We start from the raw sequence: 23655 nt of genomic DNA, 5'->3' as shown, positions 1-23655 counted from the left end.
GGACATGGACGCAGACGTGATCGTGGTGGGGGCGGGTCTCGCCGGGCTGGTGGCGACCGGGGAGCTGATCGACGCCGGGCGCAAGGTGATCCTGGTGGATCAGGAGAACGCGAACAACCTTGGTGGACAAGCCTTCTGGTCGTTCGGTGGGCTCTTCTTCGTCGACAGTCCCGAACAACGTCGCATGGGTATCAAGGACTCCTACGACCTCGCGCTGCAGGACTGGATGGGCACAGCCGGCTTCGACCGCGAGGTCGAGGACCGCTGGCCGCGCCGCTGGGCGCAGGCGTACGTCGAGTTCGCCGCGGGGGAGAAGCACGCGTGGCTCGCGCAGCGCGGGTTGAAGATCTTCCCGATGGTCAACTGGGCCGAACGCGGCGGCTACGACGCCGGCGGCCACGGCAACTCGGTGCCCCGATTCCACATCACGTGGGGGACCGGCCCCGGGCTCGTCGAGATCTTCGCCCGCAAGGTGCTCGCCGCCGCCGACCGCGGCCTCGTCACTTTGAAGTACCGCCATCAGGTCGACGAACTGGTCGTCACCGACGGTGCGGTCACCGGCGTGCGCGGCACCGTCCTCGAACCGACCGACGCGGCGCGCGGTGTGAAGTCGTCCCGCACCGCCGTCGGCGACTTCGAGTTCGGCGCGGGCGCCGTGATCGTCACGTCCGGCGGCATCGGCGGCAACTACGACCTGGTCAAGAAGAACTGGCCGACGCGGCTCGGTATCCCGCCGAAGCACATGCTCAGCGGCGTGCCCGCCCACGTCGACGGCCGCATGCTCGAGATCACCGAGAAGGCCGGCGGGAACATCGTCAACCGAGATCGCATGTGGCACTACACCGAAGGCATCACCAACTACGACCCGGTGTGGCCGAACCACGGCATCCGCATCCTGCCCGGCCCGTCGTCGCTGTGGCTCGACGCCACCGGCAAGCGCCTGCCGGTGCCGCTGTTCCCCGGATTCGACACGCTCGGCACCCTCGAGCACATCGTCACCACCGGCCACGACCACACCTGGTTCGTGCTCGACCAGAAGATCATCGAGAAGGAATTCGGCCTGTCCGGATCCGAACAGAACCCGGACCTGACCGGTCGCAACATCAAACTGCTGCTGCAGCGCGTCCGATCCGGCGCGCCCGGACCGGTCGAAGCGTTCAAGCAGCGCGGCGTCGACTTCGTGGTGCGAGACAACCTCGCAGACCTCGTCGCCGGCATGAACGAACTGGCACCCGAAGCCCCGCTCGACTACGCGACGGTGCGGTCGGTGGTCGAGGCTCGCGACCGCGAGATCGCCAACAAGTACACCAAGGACCTGCAGGTCGCGGCGATGCGCGCGGCACGCGCCTACCTGCCCGACAAGATCGCGCGGATCGCGGCGCCGCACCGCATTCTCGACCCGAAGGCCGGACCGCTCATCGCGGTGAAGCTGCATCTGCTCACCCGCAAGACCCTCGGCGGTCTCGAAACCGACCTGTCGTCGCGGGTCCTGCGATCCGACGGCAGCGTGTTCGACGGCCTGTTCGCCGCCGGGGAGGTCGCCGGGTTCGGCGGCGGTGGCGTGCACGGCTACCGCTCGCTGGAAGGTACGTTCCTCGGCGGCTGCATCTTCTCCGGGCGCGCCGCGGGTCGAGCCGCGGCCCGCTAGGTTTCCGCAGCAGCCGGGCGTCGCATCGATCCGGGTGAGACGCCCGTGACCCGCTTGAACGCCCGCGCGAATCCGTCCGACGCGGTGATGCGACGCGACCCGAGGACGTCGACGCTGCCGTGCAGGGCCACGACGCGGTCGTCGTCACGCTCGGTATCAGCGAGAACCCGCTGCGAGTCCGGGCACGCGGACCGGCCCACACCCCTCTCGACGTGCGCTCGCGGGGAACGCGCAACGTGATCGACGCGATGCGCCGCCACGGTGTGCCCCGGCTCGTGGTGCAGACGTCGTACGGCGTGGGGGAGACGCGGGGCAGGCTGCCCCTGCGGTACAGCCTGATGTTCAAGCTCCTGCTCGGACCCCGGATCGCCGACACCGAGGTCCAGGACGGTCTCGTGCGGGACAGCGGTCTCGACTGGACCGTCGTACAGCCGGTGAACCTCACCGACGAACCCGCCGACGGCACCGCCACGGCCGCGGTCGACGGCGCGATCTCGAGGTGGCATGTTTCCCGCCGCGACGTGGGGAACGTCCTCGCGGACGCGGCGGGAAACGGCACCTACCGGCGCGCCACGGTCGCGGTGTCCTAGACCTCGATGTCGGATTCGTGCGGCAGGACGCGGAATTCCGTTCCCTCCGGCGCCATTTCGCTGTAGCGACCGTAGAAGATGCCGTTGGCCTGCTCGGCGATGATGGCCTGGTGGATCGGGACGGCGACCCGCGGATTCACCGCGCGCAGGTAATCGACTGCCTCCCAGATCTTCAGCCACGGCGCCGCGGACGGGAGTGCGAGGACGTCGACGCGCTCGTGCGGGATGTACAGCGAGTCACCGGGATGCAGCAGCCGGGACGGGTTCTCGTCGTCGCCGAGCAGGAACGCGGTGTTGTCGATGACCGGCAGATCCGGATGGATGACGGCGTGCCGGCCGCCCGTGCCGCGGACGGTCACCTCGCCGATCTCGAACGTGTCGCCCGGACGCACCGCGGTCCAGCCACCCTCGAGCAGGTCCGCGGACTGCGGATCCGAGAACAGCTTCGCGTCGGGGTTCGCGTCGAGCAGGGCGGGCAGGCGCGCGGCGTCGGCGTGGTCGGGATGCTGGTGCGTGACCAGGATCGCGTCGAGCCCGGTGATGCCCTCGAAGCCGTGCGAGAAGGTGCCCGGGTCGAACAGGATCTTCGCGCCGCGGTGTTCGACGAGCAGGCAGGAGTGTCCGAAGTGGGTCAGTCGCATGGGCGCAAGTATCTCCCACCTGCTCGCCGCCCGGCACCTTCCGCGATCGACTATATTTTGCTTAACTACTGACGTACTATTGTGGTGAAAATACATTCTTCAGAGGAGATGTGATTGTGAAGTACGTGAGTTTCGAGGTTGAGGGTCGTCAGAGTTGGGGTGCCGTGGTCGACGGGCAGGTCTACGACCTGGGCGTGAACGGCGCCGACGTGGCCGCTTCCCTGCGCGACGCCATAGCCGCGGGTCTGCTGCGCGATTCGCTGGTCGACGGCCTCGAGCCCGTTGCCGAGGAGTCCGAGGTTTCCTTCCTGCCGGCCGTGCCGAACCCCGCCAAGATCATCTGCGTGGGCGTCAACTACCGGTCGCATCTGGAGGAGACCGGTAAGGCCGAGGTCGGTGCCCCGACCCTGTTCACGCGGTTTGCCGACTCCCAGACCGGTCACCTGGTCCCGGTCGAGATCCCGGCGGTGGGCACCCAGTTCGACTACGAGGGTGAGCTCGCCGTGGTCATCGGCGCTCCGGCCTTCAAGGTTCCCGCTGCCGAGGCGCAGTCGGTGATCGCGGGCTACAGCATCTACAACGATTTCACCGTGCGTGACTGGCAGCGCGCCACGACGCAGTGGATCCCGGGGAAGAACTTCCCGCGCACCGGCGCGATGGGCCCGTACTTCGTGCCGGCCGCCGACATCGAGGACATTCAGGAATGCACCCTCGAGACGCGGGTCAACGGTGAGCAGCGCCAGAAGGCCACGATTGCGGACATGCGCTGCCCGATCGACCGGTTGATCGAGCACATCTCGACCTTCACCCCGCTCGCGCCCGGCGACATCATCGTCACCGGAACCCCGGGTGGTGTGGGCCTGTTCATGGACCCGCCGGCGCTGCTGAATCCCGGCGATGTGGTCGAGGTCGAGATCACCGGCCTCGGGGTCCTGCGCAACGAGATCGTCGCGGAGCAGTAGCCGATGGCCATCGCGGTCTGCACGATGTCGCACTCGCCGCTCATCGGCGAGATCGAGCCCGCCGGTGGCGTGCTGGGTGAGATCGATGCGGCGACGGACGAGATTCGGAAGGCGATCGAGGACTTCGATCCCGAGATCACGATCGTCTTCGGACCCGATCATTTCAACGGTGTCTTCTACGACATGATGCCGCCGTTCTGCATCGGCTCCGAGGCCATCGGCGTCGGGGACTGGAGCACGCAGCAACGCGCGTTGCCGGTCGACCGGGAGCATGCCGCCCGGCTCGTGCAGGCGGTGTTCGACGAGGAGATCGACGTCGCCCAGTCCGAGCGGCTGTATGTCGACCACGGCATGACGCAGACGCTCGAGATGCTCTACGGCGTGGACTACGAGCGTCCCATCGTGCCGGTGTTCGTCAACGCGGTCGGTCTGCCGCTGGTGCCGATGCGCCGCGTGCGCAGGTTCGGTGAGGCGATCGGCCGCGAGGCCGCCCGCTGGAACAAGCGGGTGCTGATCGTCGGATCCGGAGGTCTGTCGCACGATCCGCCGGTCCCGAAGCTCGAGGGGGCGCCGGAGCAGCTGCGTGAGCGTCTGATCGACGGTCGTCACTACACCCCCGAGCAGCGGGAGGAACGGCAGCGCCGGGTCATCGAGGCCGCGCGCGAGCACGTGCGCACCGGCACCGGTCAGCAGCCCCTCAACGAGGAGTTCGACCGGCTCGTCATGGACACCTTCGCCGAGGGTCGTCTCGACGCGGTCGACGGATGGGCCACCGACTGGATGGCGCGTGAGGGTGGGGGATCGGCGCACGAGATCCGTGCGTGGGTCGCCGCCTTCGCGGCGGTCAACGCCGTCGACACCCCGACGGTCGCAGGCCGCTGGTACTGGCCGGTCCACGAATGGGGTGCCGGTTTCGGCATCATGCTGACCGATCCGGTCGGTTCCTGAGCTCCGATCTTCTGGGCGGCACAATGTGTTGCCTCTCCAGCCACCCCGGTACGGGCAGATCTGTCCATACCGGGGTGGCTCTCTTCATGCCCATCGCGCCCGGCGAATAGCCGGAGTCACTAATTGGGGCGAAGTGTGGTTGCGGTCATGTGACTCTAGTCTCTAGAGTGACGACTCTAGAGACTAGAGTCTTTTTTCCCGTCCTCGATCCTGCCCACGTGCGGGTGCCCTATGAAAGGAACTCCTGTCATGCCTTTGGCAGTCGCCGCCCTGTCCCATGCGCCGTCATTCGGCAATGTCGACCCGGGAGGCACGACGATGGCGGAAATCGAGGCCGCAATCGGTGAAGTGCGCTCCTTCGTCGAGAGCTTCGACCCCGAGGTGGTCGTCGCACTGGGCCCCGATCACTTCAACGGTCAGCTGTACTCGCTGATTACCCCCTGGGCGATCGGAGCCGAGGCCGTCGGTGTCGGTGACTACGGCACCACAGCAGGCCCGGTGCCCGTCGACGGGGACATCGCCCGAACCCTGCACGCACTGGTCCTCGAACAGGGAATCGACATCGGCCGGTCCGAGCGGATGACGGTGGACCACGGCATCCTGCAACCGCTCGAATTCATCTACGGCCACCCCTTGAGCCGGCCCATCGTTCCGATCTTCGTCAACGCTCTCGGATTCCCGCTCACGCCGATGCAGCGTGTCCGGTTGTTCGGGGAGGCCGTGGGCCGGGCGGCGCAGCAGCTCGACAAGCGAGTTCTGCTGGTGGCCTCCGGCGGCATCTCGCACAACCCGCCCGTCCCGCGCTGGGACGACGCCCCGGAACCGGTGCGCCGGCGCCTCGTCGAGTACGCCCCCAGTCGGGAGGAGCGCGCCGCCCGCGAACAGGCGATCGTGAAGGGTATCCAGGCCATCGCCGACGGCAAGGCCTCGAGCGCACCGCTCAACGAAGCCTGGGACGCGCTGGTGCTGAACACCTTCCGCTCCGGTGAGCTGTCCGCCGTCGACGGTTGGGACAACGACCGGTTCGTCGCCGAAGGGGGCAGCGCGGCCCACGAGATGCGCAGCTGGATCGCGGCGTACGCCGCCCTGTCCACCGCCGGCCCCTACCGGCTCACCGTCGACCACTACTGGGCCGTGGAGACCTGGGGCGCCGGCTTCGGTATCCAGGCCGCGATCGGAGCGTGAGGACATGTACGAGTTCAAGACCTTCTGGGAAGCCGTCGCCGACCTGCCGCACCGCCTCGAATATCTCGAGGTGAACGGCTGGCGCACCCGCGTACTCACCGTCGACGGCCCCGGCGGACCCGACGAGCAGACCGTGGTCCTGCTCAACGGAACCACCGGCCACATCGAGGCCTTCACCCAGAACATCCGTGCTCTGGCCTCGAAGTACCGGGTGGTGGGATACGACTATCCCGGTCACGGCTTCACCACCCTGACCGACCACGACCTCGAGATCCCCGAATACGAGGAACACCTGCTCGCCCTGCTCGACGTGCTCGGCCTGGACCGCGCGCACCTGTGCGGCGAGTCCCTCGGCGGCTGGATCGCGATCAAGTTCGCCGGCCACCACCCCGATCGGGTGCGGACGGTGATCCTCAGTGCCCCGGGCGGTCGCGTCACGACCGCCGAGCGGGTCGACCGTGCCCAGTCGGTCAGCCGCCAGGCCGTCACCGAACCGACCTACGACAACGTCAAGAAGCGGCTGCAGGTCGTCATCCACGACCCCGGCAAGATCACCGACGAACTGGTCCACATCCGGCAGGCGGTGTACTCCCGCGACGGCTTCGGCGACGCCATGCACCACATCGCGGTGCTGCGTCAGCCGGAGACCCGCTACCGCAACCGGGTCACCGACGAGGACTTCGCGGCGATCCCCGTACCTGCATTGCTGGTATGGACCGACCACGAGCCCAGCGGCGGACCCGAGGTGGGAAAGGAACTCGCCGAGTCGATTCCGGACGGCCAGTTCCTGCTCATCGAGAATGCGGCGCACTGGCCGCAGTGGGAGGACCCCGAAACCTTCAACGCCACCGTCCTCGACTTCCTCGCACGAAAAGGCTGAACCATGACAGAGACCAGCGTCATCGAACAGATCGCCGACGAGCTCTATCGCGCCCGCCGCGACGTCACCACCATGGACTTCGTCAGTCCGCGGCTGCCCGAGCGTGATCTCGATGCGGCGTACAGCATCTCCGAGCTCGTCGCGGCCCGGCGGGAGGCCGAACTCGGTGTGCGTCGTGTCGGCCGTAAGGTCGGTCTGACGAACCCGCTCGTGCAGAAGCGGGTCGGGGTCTTCGAACCCGACTACGGCATCATCCACGACGACATGGTCCACTCCTCGGGCGTCGTGATCCCCGCGTCCGCGCACAACTTCCTGCGCATCGAGGCCGAGGTCGCCTTCGTCCTGGCGAAGGACATCCTCGTTGCCGACCCCGATGCGATCGAGGACGCGATCGAATACATCACTCCCGCATTCGAACTCGTCGATTTCCGCTTTGCCGGCAATGTCGGGAAGATCGTCGACACCATTGCCGACAACGCAGGGTGCGACGGGGTCGTCCTCGGCGAGGAACGACACGCCTACGGCGAGGTCGATCTCACCGGTGTCGAGATGTCGATCACCACCGCGACCGGTGACGAGATCACCCGGGGCATCGGAAGCAACGTGCTCGGCCACCCGATCAAGGCGGTGCAATGGCTCGCCGAGACGGCACTGCGGATCGGGCATCCGTTGCGGGCCGGCGAGATCCTGCTCTCGGGTTCGATCGGATACATCGAGCCCTGGCCGGCCGACGTCGAATGCACCGCCACCATCACCGGACTGGGTTGCGTGCGCGCAACCCTCGATTCGAAGGCATGAACCGATGACCGAGAACACCGAGAACACTTCCGGGTCGACACCCGCCGTCACCACCGAGATTCGCGTCGCCATCGAACAATTGGTGGCGGAGCATCATTGGCTGCTCGACCACGGTCACGCCGACCGGCTCTACACCCTGTATGCCGAGGATGCGGTCTCGGTCGGGCCGCTCGGCACCATGAACGGCCGCGACGCCATCAAGGCGTGGGGGGAACGCCGGGTCACCCAGGACGCGGGAACGGTCCGCCACTTCTCGGGCGGCACCCGACTCGCCTGGAAGGACGGAGTCCTCACGGGCACGACCTACTACACGACGTTCCGCAGCACGCAGGACGATCCGCTGCGCCCCGCCAGCGTCGGCGAGTTCCGCGAGGAGTACGTCCAGGTGGACGGGGAATGGCGCATTCGCCGCCGGGAGATCGTTCCGGTCTTCGGCGGCGAGAACGCAGCGGCGCACGCTCGTCGGCTGGCCGAGGCCGACAAGTGACGAGCATCCCCGCCCTCCTCCACGTCGCCACGCCGTCGTTGAGCATCGTCGAAAGCGGCTTGTTCAACGGGTACGACGGGGTTGTCATCGATCTGCAGCACGGTGAAGTCGGGTTGGAGACCGCCTGCACGATGCTTCGGGCGATCCCGCGCGACGTCCGATACCGGTACGTGCGCGTGGCGAGCATCGACTCCGGTCCGATCGGTCGCCTGATGGACAGCGGCGCGCGCGGCATCATCGCTCCGACCGTCGAAAGTGCCGATGAGGCAAGAGCACTCGTGGCGGCGACCAAGTATCCGCCGCTGGGTCGCCGCAGCCTGGGGCCCAGCCGCCCCCAGCTGTATTCCGGCAGCAGCTACACCGAGGCCGGGAACGACGCGGTCGAGTGCATCGTGCAGATCGAGACGCGCCGTGGCCTCGACGCCGCCGAGGAGATCCTTTCGGTGGACGGTGTCGGGTCCGTCTACATCGGACCGGCGGATCTGGCCGTGTCCTTCGGTCTCGGAGGCGGGGCCGACTGGGCGGACGGTCCGGTGTACGACGCGATCGTCGAGATCGCAAAGGTCGCACGAGCATACGGACGAACCTGTGGAATCTACGCCGGTTCCCCCACTTACGCAGCCGCTCTGGCTCGTGCCGAGCTGATCGATTACGTGGGGCTCGGGATCGACCTTGTCATGGTCGGGGCCCAGGCACGCCAGAACATCGCATCCCTGAGGAGTGAATCGTGAACACGGACGTCCTGATCATCGGCGCGGGCCCCACCGGTCTCACGCTCGCGAACCTGCTCGGCCAGCACGGTGTGCGCACGGTGCTGATCGAGGCACTCGACGAGCTCATCGACTATCCGCGGGCGGTCGGTATCGACGACGAGGCCCTGCGGGTCATGCAGTCGATCGGCCTCGTGGACAAGGTGCTGCCGCACACGGTCCCCGACCAGCAGGTCCGGATCGTCAACGGCGAGATGAAGGTCATCGCCGAGATCAACCCCACGACACGTGAATTCGGATGGCCGCGGCGCAACGGCTTCGTTCAGCCGCTGGTGGACCAGGTCCTGTTGGCGGGCTTGGAGCGTTTCGAGACGGTCGACGTCCGGCTCGGGACCGAAGCGATCGACCTCACCTACACCGACGACGAAGCGACGGTCACCGTCAAGTCGGGGGAGGTGACCTCGCAGATCACGGCGCGCTACGTCATCGGGTGCGAGGGCGGCCGGTCCTTCACCCGGACCCGTCTCGGCATCGAGTTCGAAGGCGAGACCCGCAAGCAACGCGGTCTCGTGATCGACGTCGCCGACGACCCGATCGGCACGCCGCACGCGGTGTTCGGCGGTGACCCTACGCGTGGCTACGCCACTTTGAGCCTCCCGCACGGGATTCGGCGCTGGGAGTTCATGATGCTCGACGACGAGGGGGAGGAGCTCGTCGAATCGGACGAGTTCATCTACGGTCTCCTCGCCGATCACGTGCCCGACCCGAAGCGGCTGAACATCATCCGTCGACGTGTCTACACCCATCACGCGCGGTTGGCGTCCCGGTTCCGGGAAGGACCGATCCTCCTGGCCGGCGATGCCGCCCACGTCATGCCGGTGGTCGCCGGGCAGGGATGGAATTCGTGCATTCGTGACGCGATGAATCTCGGTTGGAAGCTGGCTGCGGTGGTGAAGGGGCAAGCCGACGATGCGTTGCTCGACACCTACGCGGAAGAGCGTCGCGACCATGTGAAGGCAATGGTCGACCTGTCGGTCGGCATGGCCAACCTGGTCACCAACCGCAGCAAACTGCGTTCTGCGGCACGTGATGCCGCAGCAGTGGTCGTCGACCGGTTGCCGCGACTGAAGGCGTATGTCTCCGGGCAGGGCTTCAAGCCCATGCCGCGCTACGAGCGCGGCGTCGTGGTGCCGGCGCGGGTGCCCCGGTTGAAGTCGGTACCCGTTGCGGAGGACTTCAAGTCGGCTGTCGGTACGTTGTTCCCGCAGCCGCGGGTGTGCACGACGGCCGCGACCGATCGGCTGCTCGACGATGTGACGGGGTCCGGCTGGCGAATCTTCGTGTGGAACAACGATCCACGGCAGCTCGTCGACAAGGAGAACCTGGAGCGACTGGAGTCGCTCGGCGCACGCCTGGTGCATCTGGTACCTGCCTCCCAGCTTCCGTGGGCAATGGAGAACGCGGGGGACGGTGTGCACGTAGTGGGCGATCCGTCGGGCGTGCTCAAGTCCTGGTTCCATCAGCGGCCGTTCTCGGCGGTGGTTGTGCGACCGGACCATGTCATCGCGGCCGAATGTCTCGCTCAGGATCTCGACTCGACCTTGGAGTCGGTGTTTTCCGCTGCCCGACTGCGGCCAGCAGAATGCATTCCTCAGTGAAAATGCAATAAAGCTTGACCAATATTAAATCTGTGACATAGTCGATGTTGCGGGCGTCACATCTGCACGACCCATCAAGATCGCCCGGAACAGTCGGATTCCGGAACAGCCGGATTCAGGGAAGAAGGAATTCATGAAGCGGACCTTGTCTGTGCTCGCCGGAAGCGCGGCGTTGGCACTTGCGTTGACCGCGTGCTCCAACGGATCGAACGACGGCGCCGCATCGAAATCGGACAGCGGTCTCGACATCGTGAAGGTGGGGCTTTTCCCCTCGTCGGCGGTGGGTGCCTTCCAGATCGGCATCGACCAGGGCTTTTTCGCCGAGCAGGGAATCGAGATCGAACTCGTCATGGGCCAGTCGAGTGCTGCGCAGTTGCCGGCCGTGAATTCCGGGAGCCTCGACTTCATCCTGGCCAGCCCGACCACGCCGCTGGTCGCGAGCAGCAAGGGCCTCGACGTGCCGATCGTGTCCGGCTACGCCAAGAACCGCCCCGGCACCCTGGGTGACTCCGTCGCCGTGCTCGTCGGCTCGGGCTCGGATATCAAGTCGGCGAAGGACCTCGAAGGTAAGCGGGTCGCGATCAATGCCCTCGGGAGCATCGGCGAGATCGGCATCAAGGAAGCGGTCGCGAAGGACGGCGGCGATCCCGAGTCGATCACCTTCGTCCAGCTCGGGTTCGACCAGGTCGCCGCGCAGCTCGAGAGCGGGCAGATCGATGCCGGAATGGCCGGACCGCCGTTCATCGGGCAGATCCTGAACAACGGTGGCGCCGTCGTCAGCGACTTCATCCCGGCGGCGGGCCTCGATGGCGCCGAGCTGGTCATGGTGGCCGGCAGGAAGCTCATCGACACCAAACCCGATCTGGTCGAACGGTTTACGGAAGCCCTCGACGAAACTCTCACCTACGCCGAAGCACATCAGGACGACGTCCGCGCCCTGTTGCCGAAGGTGATCGGCACCGCCCCCGAGGTCGCTGCGAAGACCGAGTTCATCCAGTGGGATGCGAAGTTGGACGCCGACGCGATCGACCAGTTCAGCACCCTGCTGGTGAAGTACAACGTCATGAACAAGGAGCCCGGCGAGAACGTCGTCTGGAACCACTGACCGCGTGGGTCGGGCCGCGAGGCCCGACCCACCCCATGCCTCCGCAACACTCGAAAGGTTGCCTGCCATGAGCGTGGCACAGCGAGAACTGGAGAAGCCCGTGGCGGTTCCGCCGCAACGGGACAGTTCCCGAACACCCAGTGCAGTCGCCCCGTACAAGCCGCTTCTCCTCGGCGTGGCCGGCAGTCTGGGCTTTCTCCTGATCTGGCAGGTGTTCTCTGCCATCGGACCGGTCGGTTCGCACTATCTGCCACCCCCGACGGTGGTGTTCGCGGAATTCGTCGAGAACCTGTCCGATCCCGATTTCTGGACCTCGGTCGGCTACACACTGCGTGCCTGGCTGATCGGTCTGGTGGTCTCCAGCGTCGCCGCCATCGTGGTCGGCGTGATCATCGGCTCCAGTACGTTCCTCAGGCGGGCGACCCACTCGACCATCGAGTTCCTTCGGCCCATCCCCGCGGTCGCGCTCATCCCGCTGGCCGCGCTCCTGTACGGACCTGCCCTCAGCGCCGAGCTTCTGATCGTCGTCTACGCCTGCTTCTGGATCGTGCTGGTCCAGGTGCTCTACGGCGTGGCCGACGTCGACAAGGTCGCCACGGACACCGCCCTGACCCTGCAGATGAACTTCTGGCAGAGGGTCCGCTACCTGCTCTTCCCGACCCTGCTTCCCTTCCTCATGACCGGCATACGCCTGGCCGCCACGGTCGCGCTGATCCTGTCCGTCGGCGTCGAGCTGATCATCGGCACCCCGGGTCTCGGCCAGGACGTCGCACTCGCACAGATCAACGACGACGCGCCGGCGATGTTCGCCCTCATCGTCACCAGCGGCGTGCTCGGCATGCTCGTCAACTGGCTGATGGGAACGATCGAACGCAAGGTTCTCTTCTGGCACGCCTCGGTGCGTGGAGGTGTGAAGTCGTGAAAACACTGAAGAGTCTCGGATATTTCGTCGGCCTGCCGATCGTGCTGATCGCAGCGTGGTGGGCGGCCACGCAGGGTGGTGGCAGCTTCTACGTTCCCGACCCGGACCAACTCGTCACCGCGTTCCGCACCGTGTGGCTCGGCGACGGATTCACGCAGGACGCTCTCCCCAGTATCGCGCGTCTGCTGGTCGGCCTGGCGCTGTCCATCGTCCTCGGCGTCGGTCTCGGTATCGCCATCGGTTCGATCGACTGGGTGCGATGGCTGCTCAGTCCGCTGCTCGAGTTCCTCCGCGCGGTCCCGTCGACGATCATGATCCCGGTCCTGCTCCTGCTGATCGGCATCAACGACGCCATGAAGGTCACCGTCATCGTCCTCGGATGTCTGTGGCCCATCCTCCTCAACACCATCAAGGGCGTCGCCTCCATCGACGAGGTTCAGAGCGACACCGGCCGGGTCTACGGACTCACCGGCATCGACCGGATGCGGTATCTCGTACTCCCGGCCGCGTCACCGCAGATCTTCGCCGGCATCCGCCAGAGCCTCGCGGTCGGCCTCGTCCTGATGGTCGTCTCCGAGATGTTCGCGGCCACAGAAGGAATCGGCTACGCCATCATCAACTTCCAGAATCGGATCGACATCCCCGAGATGTGGAGCGGCATCGTGCTGCTCGGGCTGCTCGGCGTGGCGCTGTCCGTGTTGTTCCAGATCGTCCAGGGCCGAGTCCTCGGCTGGTACGAAGGATTGAAGGAAAGTGCGAATGACTGATCACCAAGACGTTCGACTCCGCGTCGACAAGGTCAAGAAGGTATACAGCCGGGACGGCAAAGAGTTCGAAGCGGTCAAGTCCCTCACCTTCGACCTGCACCAGGGTGAATTCGCCTGCCTCGTCGGCCCGTCGGGAAGCGGCAAGACCACACTGCTCAAGTGCATCGCCGGTCTCATGGCGCCGACCTCGGGTGCGGTCGTGCTCGACGGCAGGCCCGTCAACGGGCCGGCCAGGGGTATGGCCGTGGTGTTCCAGGAGTACGGTCGCAGCCTCTATCCCTGGATGACGGTGGCCGCCAACATCGAACTGCCGCTCAAGATCGCCAAGCTGTCCAAGGCGGAGCGTCGCGCGCGTGTCGACGAAGCTTTGCACTCGGTCGGCCTCGAGCAGGCTCGCAACAGCTACCCCTGGCAGTTGTCCGGGGGCATGCAACAGCGCGTCGCCATCGCCCGCGCGGTCGCCACGCACCCGAGCGTCCTGCTCATGGACGAACCGTTCGCCGCGGTCGATGCGCAGACCCGGGCCGACCTCGAGGACCTCGTCCGCTCGGTGTGGAAGCGGCACAACATGACCATCCTCTTCGTCACCCACGACATCGAGGAGTCCGTCTACCTCGGTGAGCGGGTCCTGGTGTTGTCGAGCTCGCCCACGGTGATCCAGGACGACGTGAAGATCGACCTGCCGGACGAGCGGGACCAGCTCGGCACACGCTCGCTCACCCGCTTCAGCGAACTGCGCGCCCATGTCTACGAGCAGGTGCAGATCGCCAAGACCAACAAGACCGGAATGGTCACCTCGCGACAGGCTGCGGTGTTGTGACCGCGATGAACATGCAGCAGAACAACATCGATGCAGACGTTGTCGTCGTCGGCGGAGGTCCCGTGGGGCTCACCCTCGCCCTGCTTCTCGCCGACGAAGGTGCCCGGGTCTCGGTGATCGAACCGATGACCGCCCCCGGGGACCTGCCCCGCGCCATCAGCATCGCCGACGAGTCATTCCGCATCCTCGAGCGTCTGGGCTTGGCGGACGACCTCAAGGCGGAGTCCTATCTGGACACCGGGGCACGCTATTTCGGTCTCGGCGACCGCTTGCTCGCCCAGTCCAAGCCCGTTCCCTCCCGTACCGGACACCCCGCGAAGTCGCAGTTCGATCAACCCGTCCTCGAACAGCTGCTGTGGGACAGGGCGGTCGAACATCCCGACATCGACTTCCGAACGGGCCAGCGCGCGGTCGCGATCACCCAGGACGGCACGACCGTCACGGTGACCACCCGCTCCGAGGACGGCGTCACCTCGACCGTCGTCGGATCGTGGCTGGCCGGCGCGGACGGTGGCCGAAGCTTCACCCGCGATGCCCTCGGTGTGCCCCTGGTCGGATCGACCCAGGAAGAACGCTGGGTGGTCGTCGACCTGCTGAACACGACCCGCGAGAAAGAGCCCTACGCCGAGTTCCACGGCAACGGCGCCCGGCCGTACGTCTACGTCCCCGGCATCAAGGGACGACTGCGTCTGGAATTCATGATGCTTCCCGGCGACGACGCCGAGGAGATCACCCGCCCGGACAAGATCCGCGAACTGGTCCTTCCGTTCCACCCACAGGTGACCCCGGAGGACATCCGCCGCGCAGTCGTCTACGTCGCCCACCGCCGGCTCGCCAAGACCTACCGGGCCGGACGCGCATTCCTCGTCGGTGACGCCGGCCATCTCATGCCCCCGTTCTCCGGCCAGGGACTCAATGCCGGTCTTCGCGACGCGTCGAACCTGGCCTGGAAGCTGCGGGCGGCACTCGACGGTGTGGGCACCGACCGTCTGCTCGACAGCTACGAGTCCGAACGTCGTACCCATGCCAAGAAGATGGTGCGCATCTCGCACATCACCGGCTCGATCGTCATGGCCCGCGGCGTCGCAGCCGCCGCCCGCGACGTCGTCTTCTCCGTGGCGCGACTGTTCCCGCCGGTCCACGCCTATCTGTCCTCCATGCGGTTCATCACCCCGCCGGACTACTCCAAGGGCGTCGCCGTCGAACCGGCACGTGAAGTGGACTCCCGCTTCGCAGAAGCCGTCGGCAAGGCCATGAGCCAGCCGACGGTCGAGACCGCCGAGGGCACCACCTCGCCCCTCGACGCGCATCTCGGAACCGGATGGGCGATCCTCGAACTCGGCACCACAGGTGCCGGGCAGGTTGCGCGCGATCCGTTCTGGAACGGCGTCCCACGGGTGCGTCTTCTCCCACGCGGCCACCATCGTGGCCCGCAGGAGACAGGGCCCTCCGATCTGACCGACCTCACCGGCGCGTTCGTCGACCCGGCCCGCCCGCTCGGGGTGCCCCATGCCGTCGTCGTTCGCCCGGACCGCTACGTCGCGGCTGTGTTCACCGCTGCCGACGAGGCACGGGTCGTCGCCGCACTACGGACCTACGTCGACCTCTCGCGCAGCGTCGACCGCTCCCGGAGGAAAGAGAACAGATGAGCACTTCAGGTATCGACCGCTACGACGACCTGTTCTGGCGCGACGAGTACGAGCCGATCACCGAATCCGACGACTTCCTGCAGGAGATCGCCGACAAGGCCGATCTTCCCTCGCTGCTGGTGGCCATCGCCGCGGCCACGGGTGACACCGCTGTCCTCACCGAGGACCTGCGCCCGCCGCTGACGCCCGTCGACACGATCGGGCACCCGCACGGGGGGATGTCGGAAGCCCAGCAGCACAAGGCCCGCGAGCTCGCGCTCGCAGGGCTGCGCCGCCTTCGCGACGAACGGATCACCAGCGTCGGCATGCTTTCCGACACCGCGGTCACCGACGTCCTGGGCTACCTCACCGGCGGCAACGCCGACTGGTCCGACTCGCTCAAGCACGAACTCGATCTGGCCGAGGACAAGAGTGCCGCTCCCGACTGGCGCTTCGAGGACGTCGCCGAGGGGCGCCGCTTCGAGGTGCTCATCGTCGGTGCGGGTGTCTCGGGTATCGCCGCCGGGCACCGTTACCGTCAGGCCGGTGTGCCCTTCACGATGATCGACGCCGCCGATCGGCTGGGTGGTACCTGGCAGAAGAACCACTACCCTGGAGTGCGCCTGGACACACCGACTTTCGGGTATTCCTACTCGTTCGCGCAGCGGGTCGACTGGCCCCACCAGTTCGCCGAGGGTGGGGAGATCGACGACTATCTGAACACGGTCGCCGAGCGCGCCGGACTCATCGACCTGATCGAGTTCGGCACCCGACTGGTGAGTTCACGCTGGGACGACGAGGCCGGCGCGTGGATCGTGGTGACTCGGGACGCGCAGGGCGTCGAACGCACCCGCACGTTCCAGGCGATCGTCAGCGCGGTCGGGCAGCTCGACATCCCGAACATCCCCGACTTCCCGGGAGCCGAACGCTTCCGCGGAGTCACCATGCACTCGCAGGAGTGGGACGACTCCTACGACTGGCGTGGCAAGCGGGTCGCGGTCATCGGTACCGGTGCCAGTGCCTATCAGATCGTGCCTGCCATCTACGAAGAGGTGGCTTCGCTCACCGTCTTCCAGCGCAGTGCCCCGTGGATGCTGCCCGCCCCGACCTACCACGACAACCATTCCGAGGCGTTCGCCTGGCTGGTGCGCAAGGTCCCCTACTACGGTCAGTGGTACCGGTTGTGGGTCATCACGCAGGGAATCCCCGGACGATTCCACACCGTCCGCGCCGAAAAGGACTGGCCCGGTGCGCCGTTGAGTGTCTCCGCCACGAACCGGAAGGTGCGCGACGAACTGATCGCGCGGCTGACGGAGCAGTTCGAGGGACGACCGGACCTGTTGGAGATCGCCGTCCCGTCCTACCCGCCCGGTGCGAAGCGGATGCTGCGCGACAACGGCGTGTGGGCGAAAGCGCTGATGGCCGAAAGCACTACGGTGTCGACGCACGCCATCGTGGAGTTGACCGAGACCGGAATCCGTACCGCCGACGGGACGCACCACGAGGTCGACCTCATCGTCTACGCCACCGGATTCAAGCCGTCGGACTACCTCGACGGTGTCGAGGTGATCGGTCGAGGCGGGGTGGAGATCCACGAATTCTGGAAGGGCGACGCCCGCGCGTACAACGGCATCACTGTGCCGGGCTACCCGAACTTCTTCATGCTGTACGGGCCGAACATCGGTGGTGTCGTCGCCGGCAGCCTGCACTTCATGCTCGAGCGCGCCGGGGAGTACTCGCTCGAGGCGATCCGTGAGGTCCTCGACCGGGGCGTCAAGGCTCTCGACGTCACCCCCGAGGCCCTGGATCGCTTCGTGGAGTGGGTCGACCGGGAGAACCGTCTGATGGCGTGGGGTCAGCCCTACGTGCGCAGTTGGTACCAGAACAGCGTCGGCCGGGTCTCACAGGTGTGGCCCTACACCAACGCCGAATACTGGAAGATCACCGAGCACGTGAACCCGGACGACTACGACTTTCTGCCATGACCTCCGTGAGTGCGGATACGGGAGAGTTCGCGGTCGACACCGGTGTCGTCCGTGCCGAAGTCGTCGAAGGGGTCGTCGACGCCCGGGGTGTGCGGTACGGCGCGCGGCTCGATCGAGCCGACCGTGGTTCCGCGCTGGGACCGCCGACCACCGCGCAGTCGCCGCCTACCGCCTTTCCCCAGATCGGCGGGATGCTCGACGGGATCCTCGGGCAGGCACTCGGTGAACTGCCCCAGCACGAGGATTCCTTCTCTCTGAGGATCCAGGCACCTGCCGACTCGGCCGGGCTTCCGGTGCTGTTGTTCGTTCACGGTGGTGGATTCACAACGGGTTCCGGCGAGTCGCGCTGGTACGACGCGCACGACCTAGTCCGCAGCGGACGGATTGTGCTCGTCACGGTCGGCTACAGGATCGGCGCGCTCGGCCACCTCGGTGGCTCGGGCGACGCCGATGCCTCGGCGCAGCCGCTACGGGATCTCGAGGTGGCAGCGCGTTGGGTACGGGACAACATCGCCGCGTTCGGCGGCGATCCGGCCAACATCACCATTGCCGGGGACTCCGCCGGCGCGTGGTACGCGCATGCGCTGAGTGTCCTGCCGCAGACCGGAGGAATGTTCGCCCGCACGCTGTTACTCAGCATGCCGCGCCTGGCCCCGTTGTCCGAGTGCGACCACGAGGCGCGGCGCGCGGCATTCGAGGATGCACTGGCACCGGAACGGTTCGCCACCGCTCCGGTCGAGTCGATCCTGGCCGCGCAGCGCACCACTGCGCTGAACTACCGCGGTGCGGGATTCGCCTTCGCCCCGGCCGCCGGGCCGCGGATGCCCGGATGGTTGGGGGAGCCGAAGCTGAGTGCCGCTCGGCTGCACACCTCGGCGCTACTGGTGGTCACCACCGCCGAGGAGACCGCGGCCTTCCTCAGAACACAACCTGCCGAGTCCTTCTCTCGAGAGAAGCTGGAGGACTTCGTGGCGCGCTCGTTCAGCGCTCCGGAGGCGGTGCTCGACCACACGGCCGAGCGGGAGTCGGGATACGAGCAGATGGTGCTCGCCACGACACTGTGGCAGTTCCGATCGGTGGCGTACGACCTCGCCCGAAGTGCCGCAGTCCCAACGAGACTGATGCGCCTCGATGTTCGCAGCTCCCTGGAACGGGCGTTGTCGCCGCACTGCTTCACGCTCCCGTTCGTCTTCGGCGACCGCCACGCTTGGCGCGGTGCGCCGATGATGGAAGGTGTCGATCGGGACACGTTCGAGTGTGTGCGGGCGGCGTTCCGGGACGCGATCGTCCCGTTCGTGCGTGACGGTTCCGGGACTGCTCCGGTGTGGCGACCGGAGAGCCCACGACTCCTCGCTGTCGAGGGGGACGGTGCTCGTGTGGTCGCTCCCGGCGACCTCACTGTCACAGCGGTGACCGAAGGTTCGGTCGGCCGCACTGGTAGAAAGCGATAGGGATCACTTTGTGGTCGCGTCGCGGTGAAAGGAGTTGAGATGGCGAGGCGTCGAGTTCATCAGTCGACCCCGGAAAACGAGCGGGCGATCCTCGATGCGGCGTTGTCCCTGGCCGTGACGGCGGGCTACGAGGGCACCACGATGTCCGAGGTGGCCAGGCTTTCCGGACTGCCGAACGGATCCATTTACTACCATTTCGAGAACAAAGAGAAGTTGTTTGCGGAACTCATCGAGTTCTGTTTCGAAATCTGGAAGAAGGACCATACAGGTCCGACGAACCGGGACCTGCTGCGCCGTAGCATCGCCGGGTCGGCGGGTGGTTCGGCGGATCCGGAGAACAAGGCCGAGGCTTTCTGGATCCTCGCCCTGATGTTCGCGCTGGATCGCCGCCTCGAGGACAATCTGGCGCGCAAGAAGTACCTCGAAGTCCGCAAGGAGATGTTCGAGCACATGGTGCGGCGGGTCGAACCGCTGATCCCGGCGGAGGTACTTGCCGAGGATCCGGAGTTCGGCCGAAAGATGGTCGTGCTCGGCCGTGCTCTGACCGACGGCTTCTATATCGCCGCGTGCGCAGGAGACGACATCGACTTCGCCGAATTCGCGGACCTGTCGGCAACCGCAGTCGAGGCGCTCATCGCGCGCCGTGCCGAACAACTGAGCAAGGAACGGAATTCATGACGCAGAAGACAGCCGTTGTGGTCGGAGGTGGTTCCGGCATCGGTGCTGCCGTCGCCACGGAGTTGCACGAACACGGATATCGGGTGGCGATCCTGTCGCCGTCCGGACGTGGGCGCAAACTCGCCGAGGAACTCGGCGGTGTGGGGCTGGACGGGACGAACCGCTCCGAGGAAGATCTTCGGGCCGTCGTCGACCTGGCCTTGTCGGAGTTCGGCCGGATCGACACGGTGGTCAACAATTCCGGGCACGGTGCCACCGGTGGTGTGCTCGATTTGACGGACAGCGACTGGCAGGACGGTATGGAGGGCTACCTGCTCAATGTCGTCCGGATGGCGCGTGTGGTGACCCCCCATTTCCTGGAGGCCGGGGGCGGCAGCATCGTGAACATCTCCACCAGTTCGCCGTTCGAACCGAACCCTCGGTACCCGGTTTCTGCGACATTCCGGGCCGGGCTCGCTTCGTTCACCAAGCTCTACTCCGACGAGTACGGCCCCTCGGGTATCCGCATGAACAACGTCCTACCGGGGTGGACCGTCGCCGACCCCTCCGCGGTCGCCCCCGAGTGGACCCAGCGCATCCCGCTGCGCAGGGCCGCCAGCACGCAGGAGATCGCTCGTGCCGTGCGCTTCCTTGCCGGCGAGGAAGCGAGCTACATCACCGGACAGAACATTCGCGTCGACGGCGGGGTCACCCGCAGCGTCTGAGGTCCGTCCGGGCGGCTGTGTCCGGCGGCTGCTCTCGCGGGCTCAGCCGAGCGACTGCGTGATGATCCTCGTGGTGAGCTCGTAGTGCTCGCGCAGCAGCTTCTCGGCGGTTACTGCGTCCCGAGCAAGTACGGACTCGAGGATCTCCCGGTGCTCTGCTTCGATATCGCGTGATTCTGCAGCCTGTGAGGGTGCCGTCCACTGGCGGTAGAGAACGGTGGCGTCGGCGAGGGTTGCCGCAAGGTCGATGAGTGCCGAGATACGGCAGGGTTCCAAGATCTTTGCATGGAAGTCCTGGTGGGCTTCGAGCCACTCGGGGCTGATGTGGTGAGGGTCGTCGGCCCTGCGGCGAGGTGTCCGCTCCAGCCTGTGGTGGGCGCCGATCAACTCCGATTCCCAGGCCAGGCTCCCGCGCTCGATGGCGAGAGCGACGCCGAACCCCTCGATCCGGCAGCGCAGTTCGGTGAGATCCTGGAGTTCGTCCAGCGTCAACTGGGCGACGAAGAAGCCGCGATTGGGAACGAAGGAGACGAGCTGCTCGCCGGCGAGCCTGGTCAGAGCCTCGCGCATGACGGTAGTACTGGCGCCGTACAGTTTGGAGAGCTCGCCGACCTGCAGCCTCTTTCCGGGTTCCCACCTCCCGCTCAGGAGGTCCGAGCGCAGAGCCTCCCGTGTTTGCGTGCTGAGAGAAGCCCATTTGTCTGTACGCGCCATGAGAACAATATACCGAAACGATCAGAAAATATTATCACGTGTCTTACTTCTGCCGCCTCGTCAGCGATCGAACCTTCGAACGCTGCCTAGCGTGGTGAGAAGCGGCGCAACCGCAGGCTGTTGCTCACCACGAACACCGAGCTGAACGCCATCGCCGCTCCCGCGATCAGCGGATTCAGCAGCCCGAGCGCGGCCAGCGGCAACGCCGCCACGTTGTAGGCGAACGCCCAGAACAGATTTCCCTTGATGGTGCCCAGGGTGGCGCGGGCGAGCCGGATCGCGTCGGGCGCCGACGTGAGGTCGCCGCGCACCAGCGTCAGATCGGATGCCTCGATCGCGACGTCGGTACCGGTACCCATGGCCAGGCCCAGGTCCGCCTGCGCGAGCGCCGCCGCGTCGTTGACGCCGTCGCCGACCATCGCGACGACCCGGCCCTCCCGCTGCAGCCGCTCGACGACGGCGACCTTGTCGCCCGGCAGAACCTCCGCGATCACGTCGTCGATGCCGACCTGCGCGGCGACCGACTCGGCGGCGCGATGGTTGTCGCCGGTGAGCAGCACCGGATGCAGACCCAGCGCCCGCAGTTCGGCGATCGCGTCCGCCGAGGTCTCCTTGATCGTGTCGGAGACGACCACCACGGCACGGATCGTCCCGTCCCACGCGACCCACACCGGGGTGCGTCCCGCGGTCTCGGCCTCGTCGGCGGCCAGGCGCAGCGACTCCGGTGCCGTCAGCGACCATTCGTCGCGCAGCCAGGACAGCCGCCCGGCCAGCACCGCGTGGCCGTCGACGACCCCGGAAACGCCTCGGCCCCCGTGGTTCTCGAAGCTCTCGACGTCGGAGAGGGTCCCGGCGCGTTCCGCGACGGCCCGCGCGATCGGGTGCTCCGACGCGTGCTCGAGCGATCCGGCGAGATGCAGTGTCTCCGTTTCGGATTCGCCGTCGGCCACGTGCACCGAGTCGACGCTCATGCGACCGCTCGTCACGGTCCCGGTCTTGTCGAGCACGACCGTGTCGACGCGGCGCGTCGATTCGAGGATCTGCGGTCCCTTGATGAGGATGCCGAGCTGGGCGCCGCGTCCGGTGCCGACGAGCAGCGCGGTGGGCGTGGCCAGGCCGAGCGCGCACGGGCACGCGATGATCAGCACGGCGACGGCTGCGGTGAAGGCCGAGGAGACGGGATCGTCGGTGAACAGGAGCCAGCCGACGAGGGTGAGCAGGGACAGTCCGATCACGATCGGGACGAACACCGCCGACACCCGGTCGGCGAGACGCTGCACCTCGGCCTTGCCGTTCTGTGCCTCGGTGACCAGCCGCGCCATCTGCGCGAGCTGGGTGTCCGCGCCGACCCGGGTCGCGCGGACCTCGAGCCGTCCACCGGCGTTGACGGTCGCGCCGACGACGCTGTCGCCGGGACCGACCTCCACCGGGACGGATTCACCCGTGAGCATCGAGGCGTCGACCGCCGAGGTGCCGGAGGTGACGACACCGTCGGTCGCGACCTTTTCGCCGGGCCGCACCACGAACACGTCGCCGACTGCGAGCTGCCCGATCGGGATGCGTGTCTCGGTGCCGTTCCGCAGCACGGCGACGTCCTTGGCGCCCATGTCCAGCAGGGCCCGCAGCGCCGCGCCGGACTGCCGCTTGGCGCGGGCCTCGAAGTACCGGCCGGCGAGGATGAACGTCGTGACCGCCGCCGCGACCTCCAGATAGATGTGCGTGTCGCCGTCGCCGGAGGGGAACAGATCGAACGCCATCCGCATGCCGGGCATGCCGGCGTGGGTGAACAGCAGGGCCCACAGCGACCACAGGTATGCGGCGATCACACCGACCGAGATGAGGGTGTCCATCGTGGCCGCGCCGTGACGAAGGTTGGTCCATGCGGCGCGATGGAACGGCAGCGCACCCCACACCACGACCGGGGAGGCGAGCGTCAGGGCGATCCACTGCCAGTTGTCGAACTGCAGCGCCGGAATCATCGACAGCAGCACGACCGGGACGGTGAGGGTCGCGGACACGATCAGCCGCTGCCGCCATGCCGCCGCCTCGTCGGGCTCGGCGGTTTCCGGGGCCGGCTCGGTCCCGGCAGGCGTCGGGGGAGGGGACAACGTCGCGCTGTAACCGGTGGCTTCGACGGTCGCGACGAGGTCCTCCGGGGCGACCTCTCCGGTGTAGCTGACCTTCGCGGTTTCGGTCGCGTAGTTGACGGTCGCGGTGACGCCGTCCATCCGGTTGAGCTTCTTCTCGATGCGGGCGGCGCACGAGGCGCACGTCATGCCGCCGATCGAAAGCTCGACCTCGTGCAGGGTGTCGCCGGTGGTCATCGGCTCCTCCTTTTGTGTGGACACTCCTCCTTTATACCCCCTGGGGGTAT

The 23655-nt window shown here is 66.8% G+C and carries 22 protein-coding genes and 1 pseudogene; 19 read left to right on the top strand and 4 right to left on the bottom strand.

Going from position 1 to position 23655, the window contains the following annotated elements; genetic code table 11:
• Nucleotides 1-4: 4 nt before the first annotated feature.
• Nucleotides 5-1648 (top strand): FAD-binding dehydrogenase, encoded by a 1644-nt coding sequence (locus M1M07_RS06365; RefSeq protein WP_248673597.1) that lies wholly within the window; start codon nt 5-7, stop codon nt 1646-1648.
• On the opposite strand, the gene M1M07_RS32685 is transcribed toward M1M07_RS06365, so the two are convergent.
• Nucleotides 1645-1779 carry a hypothetical protein gene (locus M1M07_RS32685; RefSeq protein WP_282581846.1) on the bottom strand — a complete coding sequence of 45 codons (135 nt, stop codon included), beginning with the start codon at nt 1777-1779 and terminating at the stop codon, nt 1645-1647. The genes M1M07_RS06365 and M1M07_RS32685 overlap by 4 nt on opposite strands.
• On the opposite strand from M1M07_RS32685, the pseudogene M1M07_RS06360 reads away from it, so the two are divergent.
• Nucleotides 1762-2238, top strand: a pseudogene (locus M1M07_RS06360) (NAD(P)-dependent oxidoreductase); the annotation flags it as partial. The gene M1M07_RS32685 and the pseudogene M1M07_RS06360 sit on opposite strands and share 18 nt — an antisense overlap.
• Here M1M07_RS06360 and M1M07_RS06355 read toward each other — a convergent pair.
• The gene (locus M1M07_RS06355) at nt 2235-2879 is read right to left on the bottom strand and encodes an MBL fold metallo-hydrolase (RefSeq protein ID WP_248673595.1); all 645 of its coding nucleotides are present in this window, start codon (nt 2877-2879) and stop codon (nt 2235-2237) included. The pseudogene M1M07_RS06360 and the gene M1M07_RS06355 overlap by 4 nt on opposite strands.
• Nucleotides 2880-3004: 125 nt before the next feature.
• Here M1M07_RS06355 and M1M07_RS06350 point away from each other — a divergent pair, with 125 nt between their 5' ends.
• From M1M07_RS06350 to M1M07_RS06270, 17 genes are all read left to right on the top strand, one after another.
• A complete protein-coding gene (locus tag M1M07_RS06350) occupies nt 3005-3841 on the top strand; it encodes a fumarylacetoacetate hydrolase family protein (protein WP_197253418.1) in 837 nt (278 codons plus the stop codon).
• Between the two features lie 3 nt (nt 3842-3844).
• Entirely contained in the window at nt 3845-4789 is a 945-nt protein-coding gene (locus tag M1M07_RS06345; RefSeq protein ID WP_197253416.1) for a 3-carboxyethylcatechol 2,3-dioxygenase, read from the top strand.
• 249 nt (nt 4790-5038) lie between these two features.
• Nucleotides 5039-5974 carry a 3-carboxyethylcatechol 2,3-dioxygenase gene (locus M1M07_RS06340; RefSeq protein ID WP_197253414.1) on the top strand — a complete coding sequence of 312 codons (936 nt, stop codon included), beginning with the start codon at nt 5039-5041 and terminating at the stop codon, nt 5972-5974.
• Nucleotides 5975-5978: 4 nt separating this feature from the next.
• Nucleotides 5979-6854 carry an alpha/beta fold hydrolase gene (locus M1M07_RS06335; protein WP_197253412.1) on the top strand — a complete coding sequence of 292 codons (876 nt, stop codon included), beginning with the start codon at nt 5979-5981 and terminating at the stop codon, nt 6852-6854.
• Between the two features lie 3 nt (nt 6855-6857).
• Complete coding sequence (locus M1M07_RS06330) at nt 6858-7652, top strand: 2-keto-4-pentenoate hydratase (RefSeq protein ID WP_197253409.1); 795 nt, start codon at nt 6858-6860, stop codon at nt 7650-7652.
• Between the two features lie 4 nt (nt 7653-7656).
• Entirely contained in the window at nt 7657-8139 is a 483-nt protein-coding gene (locus tag M1M07_RS06325) for a nuclear transport factor 2 family protein (protein ID WP_248673594.1), read from the top strand.
• Nucleotides 8136-8870: an aldolase/citrate lyase family protein gene (locus tag M1M07_RS06320; protein WP_248673593.1), complete on the top strand. Its 735-nt coding sequence runs from the start codon at nt 8136-8138 to the stop codon at nt 8868-8870. Before M1M07_RS06325 ends, M1M07_RS06320 begins: the two co-directional genes overlap by 4 nt.
• The gene (locus tag M1M07_RS06315; protein WP_248673592.1) at nt 8867-10507 is read left to right on the top strand and encodes a bifunctional 3-(3-hydroxy-phenyl)propionate/3-hydroxycinnamic acid hydroxylase; all 1641 of its coding nucleotides are present in this window, start codon (nt 8867-8869) and stop codon (nt 10505-10507) included. The genes M1M07_RS06320 and M1M07_RS06315 overlap by 4 nt, the downstream gene beginning before the upstream one ends.
• Nucleotides 10508-10640: 133 nt before the next feature.
• Nucleotides 10641-11612: an ABC transporter substrate-binding protein gene (locus M1M07_RS06310; protein WP_197253403.1), complete on the top strand. Its 972-nt coding sequence runs from the start codon at nt 10641-10643 to the stop codon at nt 11610-11612.
• Between the two features lie 67 nt (nt 11613-11679).
• Nucleotides 11680-12534 (top strand): ABC transporter permease, encoded by an 855-nt coding sequence (locus M1M07_RS06305; protein WP_248673591.1) that lies wholly within the window; start codon nt 11680-11682, stop codon nt 12532-12534.
• A complete protein-coding gene (locus M1M07_RS06300; protein WP_197253400.1) occupies nt 12531-13301 on the top strand; it encodes an ABC transporter permease in 771 nt (256 codons plus the stop codon). The genes M1M07_RS06305 and M1M07_RS06300 overlap by 4 nt, the downstream gene beginning before the upstream one ends.
• Nucleotides 13294-14121: an ABC transporter ATP-binding protein gene (locus tag M1M07_RS06295; RefSeq protein WP_197253398.1), complete on the top strand. Its 828-nt coding sequence runs from the start codon at nt 13294-13296 to the stop codon at nt 14119-14121. Before M1M07_RS06300 ends, M1M07_RS06295 begins: the two co-directional genes overlap by 8 nt.
• 5 nt (nt 14122-14126) lie before the next feature.
• Entirely contained in the window at nt 14127-15770 is a 1644-nt protein-coding gene (locus M1M07_RS06290; RefSeq protein ID WP_248673616.1) for an FAD-dependent monooxygenase, read from the top strand.
• Nucleotides 15767-17734: an NAD(P)/FAD-dependent oxidoreductase gene (locus M1M07_RS06285; protein WP_248673590.1), complete on the top strand. Its 1968-nt coding sequence runs from the start codon at nt 15767-15769 to the stop codon at nt 17732-17734. Before M1M07_RS06290 ends, M1M07_RS06285 begins: the two co-directional genes overlap by 4 nt.
• Nucleotides 17731-19185: a carboxylesterase family protein gene (locus M1M07_RS06280; RefSeq protein WP_248673589.1), complete on the top strand. Its 1455-nt coding sequence runs from the start codon at nt 17731-17733 to the stop codon at nt 19183-19185. Before M1M07_RS06285 ends, M1M07_RS06280 begins: the two co-directional genes overlap by 4 nt.
• A gap of 39 nt (nt 19186-19224) precedes the next feature.
• On the top strand, nt 19225-19863 hold the full coding sequence (locus tag M1M07_RS06275) for a TetR/AcrR family transcriptional regulator (RefSeq protein WP_197253392.1): 639 nt from the start codon (nt 19225-19227) through the stop codon (nt 19861-19863).
• Nucleotides 19860-20567 carry an SDR family oxidoreductase gene (locus tag M1M07_RS06270; protein ID WP_248673588.1) on the top strand — a complete coding sequence of 236 codons (708 nt, stop codon included), beginning with the start codon at nt 19860-19862 and terminating at the stop codon, nt 20565-20567. The genes M1M07_RS06275 and M1M07_RS06270 overlap by 4 nt, the downstream gene beginning before the upstream one ends.
• Before the next feature lie 42 nt (nt 20568-20609).
• Here the strand turns inward: M1M07_RS06270 and M1M07_RS06265 are convergent, their stop codons facing one another.
• Together M1M07_RS06265 and M1M07_RS06260 are read right to left on the bottom strand one after the other, a co-directional pair.
• Complete coding sequence (locus tag M1M07_RS06265; protein WP_248673587.1) at nt 20610-21281, bottom strand: GntR family transcriptional regulator; 672 nt, start codon at nt 21279-21281, stop codon at nt 20610-20612.
• A gap of 86 nt (nt 21282-21367) precedes the next feature.
• Complete coding sequence (locus M1M07_RS06260) at nt 21368-23605, bottom strand: cation-translocating P-type ATPase (protein WP_248673586.1); 2238 nt, start codon at nt 23603-23605, stop codon at nt 21368-21370.
• Nucleotides 23606-23655 lie beyond the last annotated feature (50 nt).

The organism is Rhodococcus sp. HM1 (assembly GCF_023218075.1).
Classification (GTDB): Bacteria; Actinomycetota; Actinomycetes; order Mycobacteriales; family Mycobacteriaceae; genus Rhodococcus.
Note: the sequence above shows the minus strand (reverse complement) of the source record. Positions and strands in the feature narration are given on the sequence as shown.

Coding starts and splice junctions, on each gene's coding strand:
- M1M07_RS06365 (WP_248673597.1), top strand. CDS start 5: ATGGACGCAGACGTGATCGTGGTGGGGGCGGGTCTCGCCGGGCTGGTG.
- M1M07_RS06355 (WP_248673595.1), bottom strand. CDS start 2,879: ATGCGACTGACCCACTTCGGACACTCCTGCCTGCTCGTCGAACACCGC.
- M1M07_RS06345 (WP_197253416.1), top strand. CDS start 3,845: ATGGCCATCGCGGTCTGCACGATGTCGCACTCGCCGCTCATCGGCGAG.
- M1M07_RS06340 (WP_197253414.1), top strand. CDS start 5,039: ATGCCTTTGGCAGTCGCCGCCCTGTCCCATGCGCCGTCATTCGGCAAT.
- M1M07_RS06335 (WP_197253412.1), top strand. CDS start 5,979: ATGTACGAGTTCAAGACCTTCTGGGAAGCCGTCGCCGACCTGCCGCAC.
- M1M07_RS06330 (WP_197253409.1), top strand. CDS start 6,858: ATGACAGAGACCAGCGTCATCGAACAGATCGCCGACGAGCTCTATCGC.
- M1M07_RS06325 (WP_248673594.1), top strand. CDS start 7,657: ATGACCGAGAACACCGAGAACACTTCCGGGTCGACACCCGCCGTCACC.
- M1M07_RS06310 (WP_197253403.1), top strand. CDS start 10,641: ATGAAGCGGACCTTGTCTGTGCTCGCCGGAAGCGCGGCGTTGGCACTT.
- M1M07_RS06305 (WP_248673591.1), top strand. CDS start 11,680: ATGAGCGTGGCACAGCGAGAACTGGAGAAGCCCGTGGCGGTTCCGCCG.
- M1M07_RS06295 (WP_197253398.1), top strand. CDS start 13,294: ATGACTGATCACCAAGACGTTCGACTCCGCGTCGACAAGGTCAAGAAG.
- M1M07_RS06290 (WP_248673616.1), top strand. CDS start 14,127: ATGAACATGCAGCAGAACAACATCGATGCAGACGTTGTCGTCGTCGGC.
- M1M07_RS06285 (WP_248673590.1), top strand. CDS start 15,767: ATGAGCACTTCAGGTATCGACCGCTACGACGACCTGTTCTGGCGCGAC.
- M1M07_RS06280 (WP_248673589.1), top strand. CDS start 17,731: ATGACCTCCGTGAGTGCGGATACGGGAGAGTTCGCGGTCGACACCGGT.
- M1M07_RS06275 (WP_197253392.1), top strand. CDS start 19,225: ATGGCGAGGCGTCGAGTTCATCAGTCGACCCCGGAAAACGAGCGGGCG.
- M1M07_RS06270 (WP_248673588.1), top strand. CDS start 19,860: ATGACGCAGAAGACAGCCGTTGTGGTCGGAGGTGGTTCCGGCATCGGT.
- M1M07_RS06265 (WP_248673587.1), bottom strand. CDS start 21,281: ATGGCGCGTACAGACAAATGGGCTTCTCTCAGCACGCAAACACGGGAG.
- M1M07_RS06260 (WP_248673586.1), bottom strand. CDS start 23,605: ATGACCACCGGCGACACCCTGCACGAGGTCGAGCTTTCGATCGGCGGC.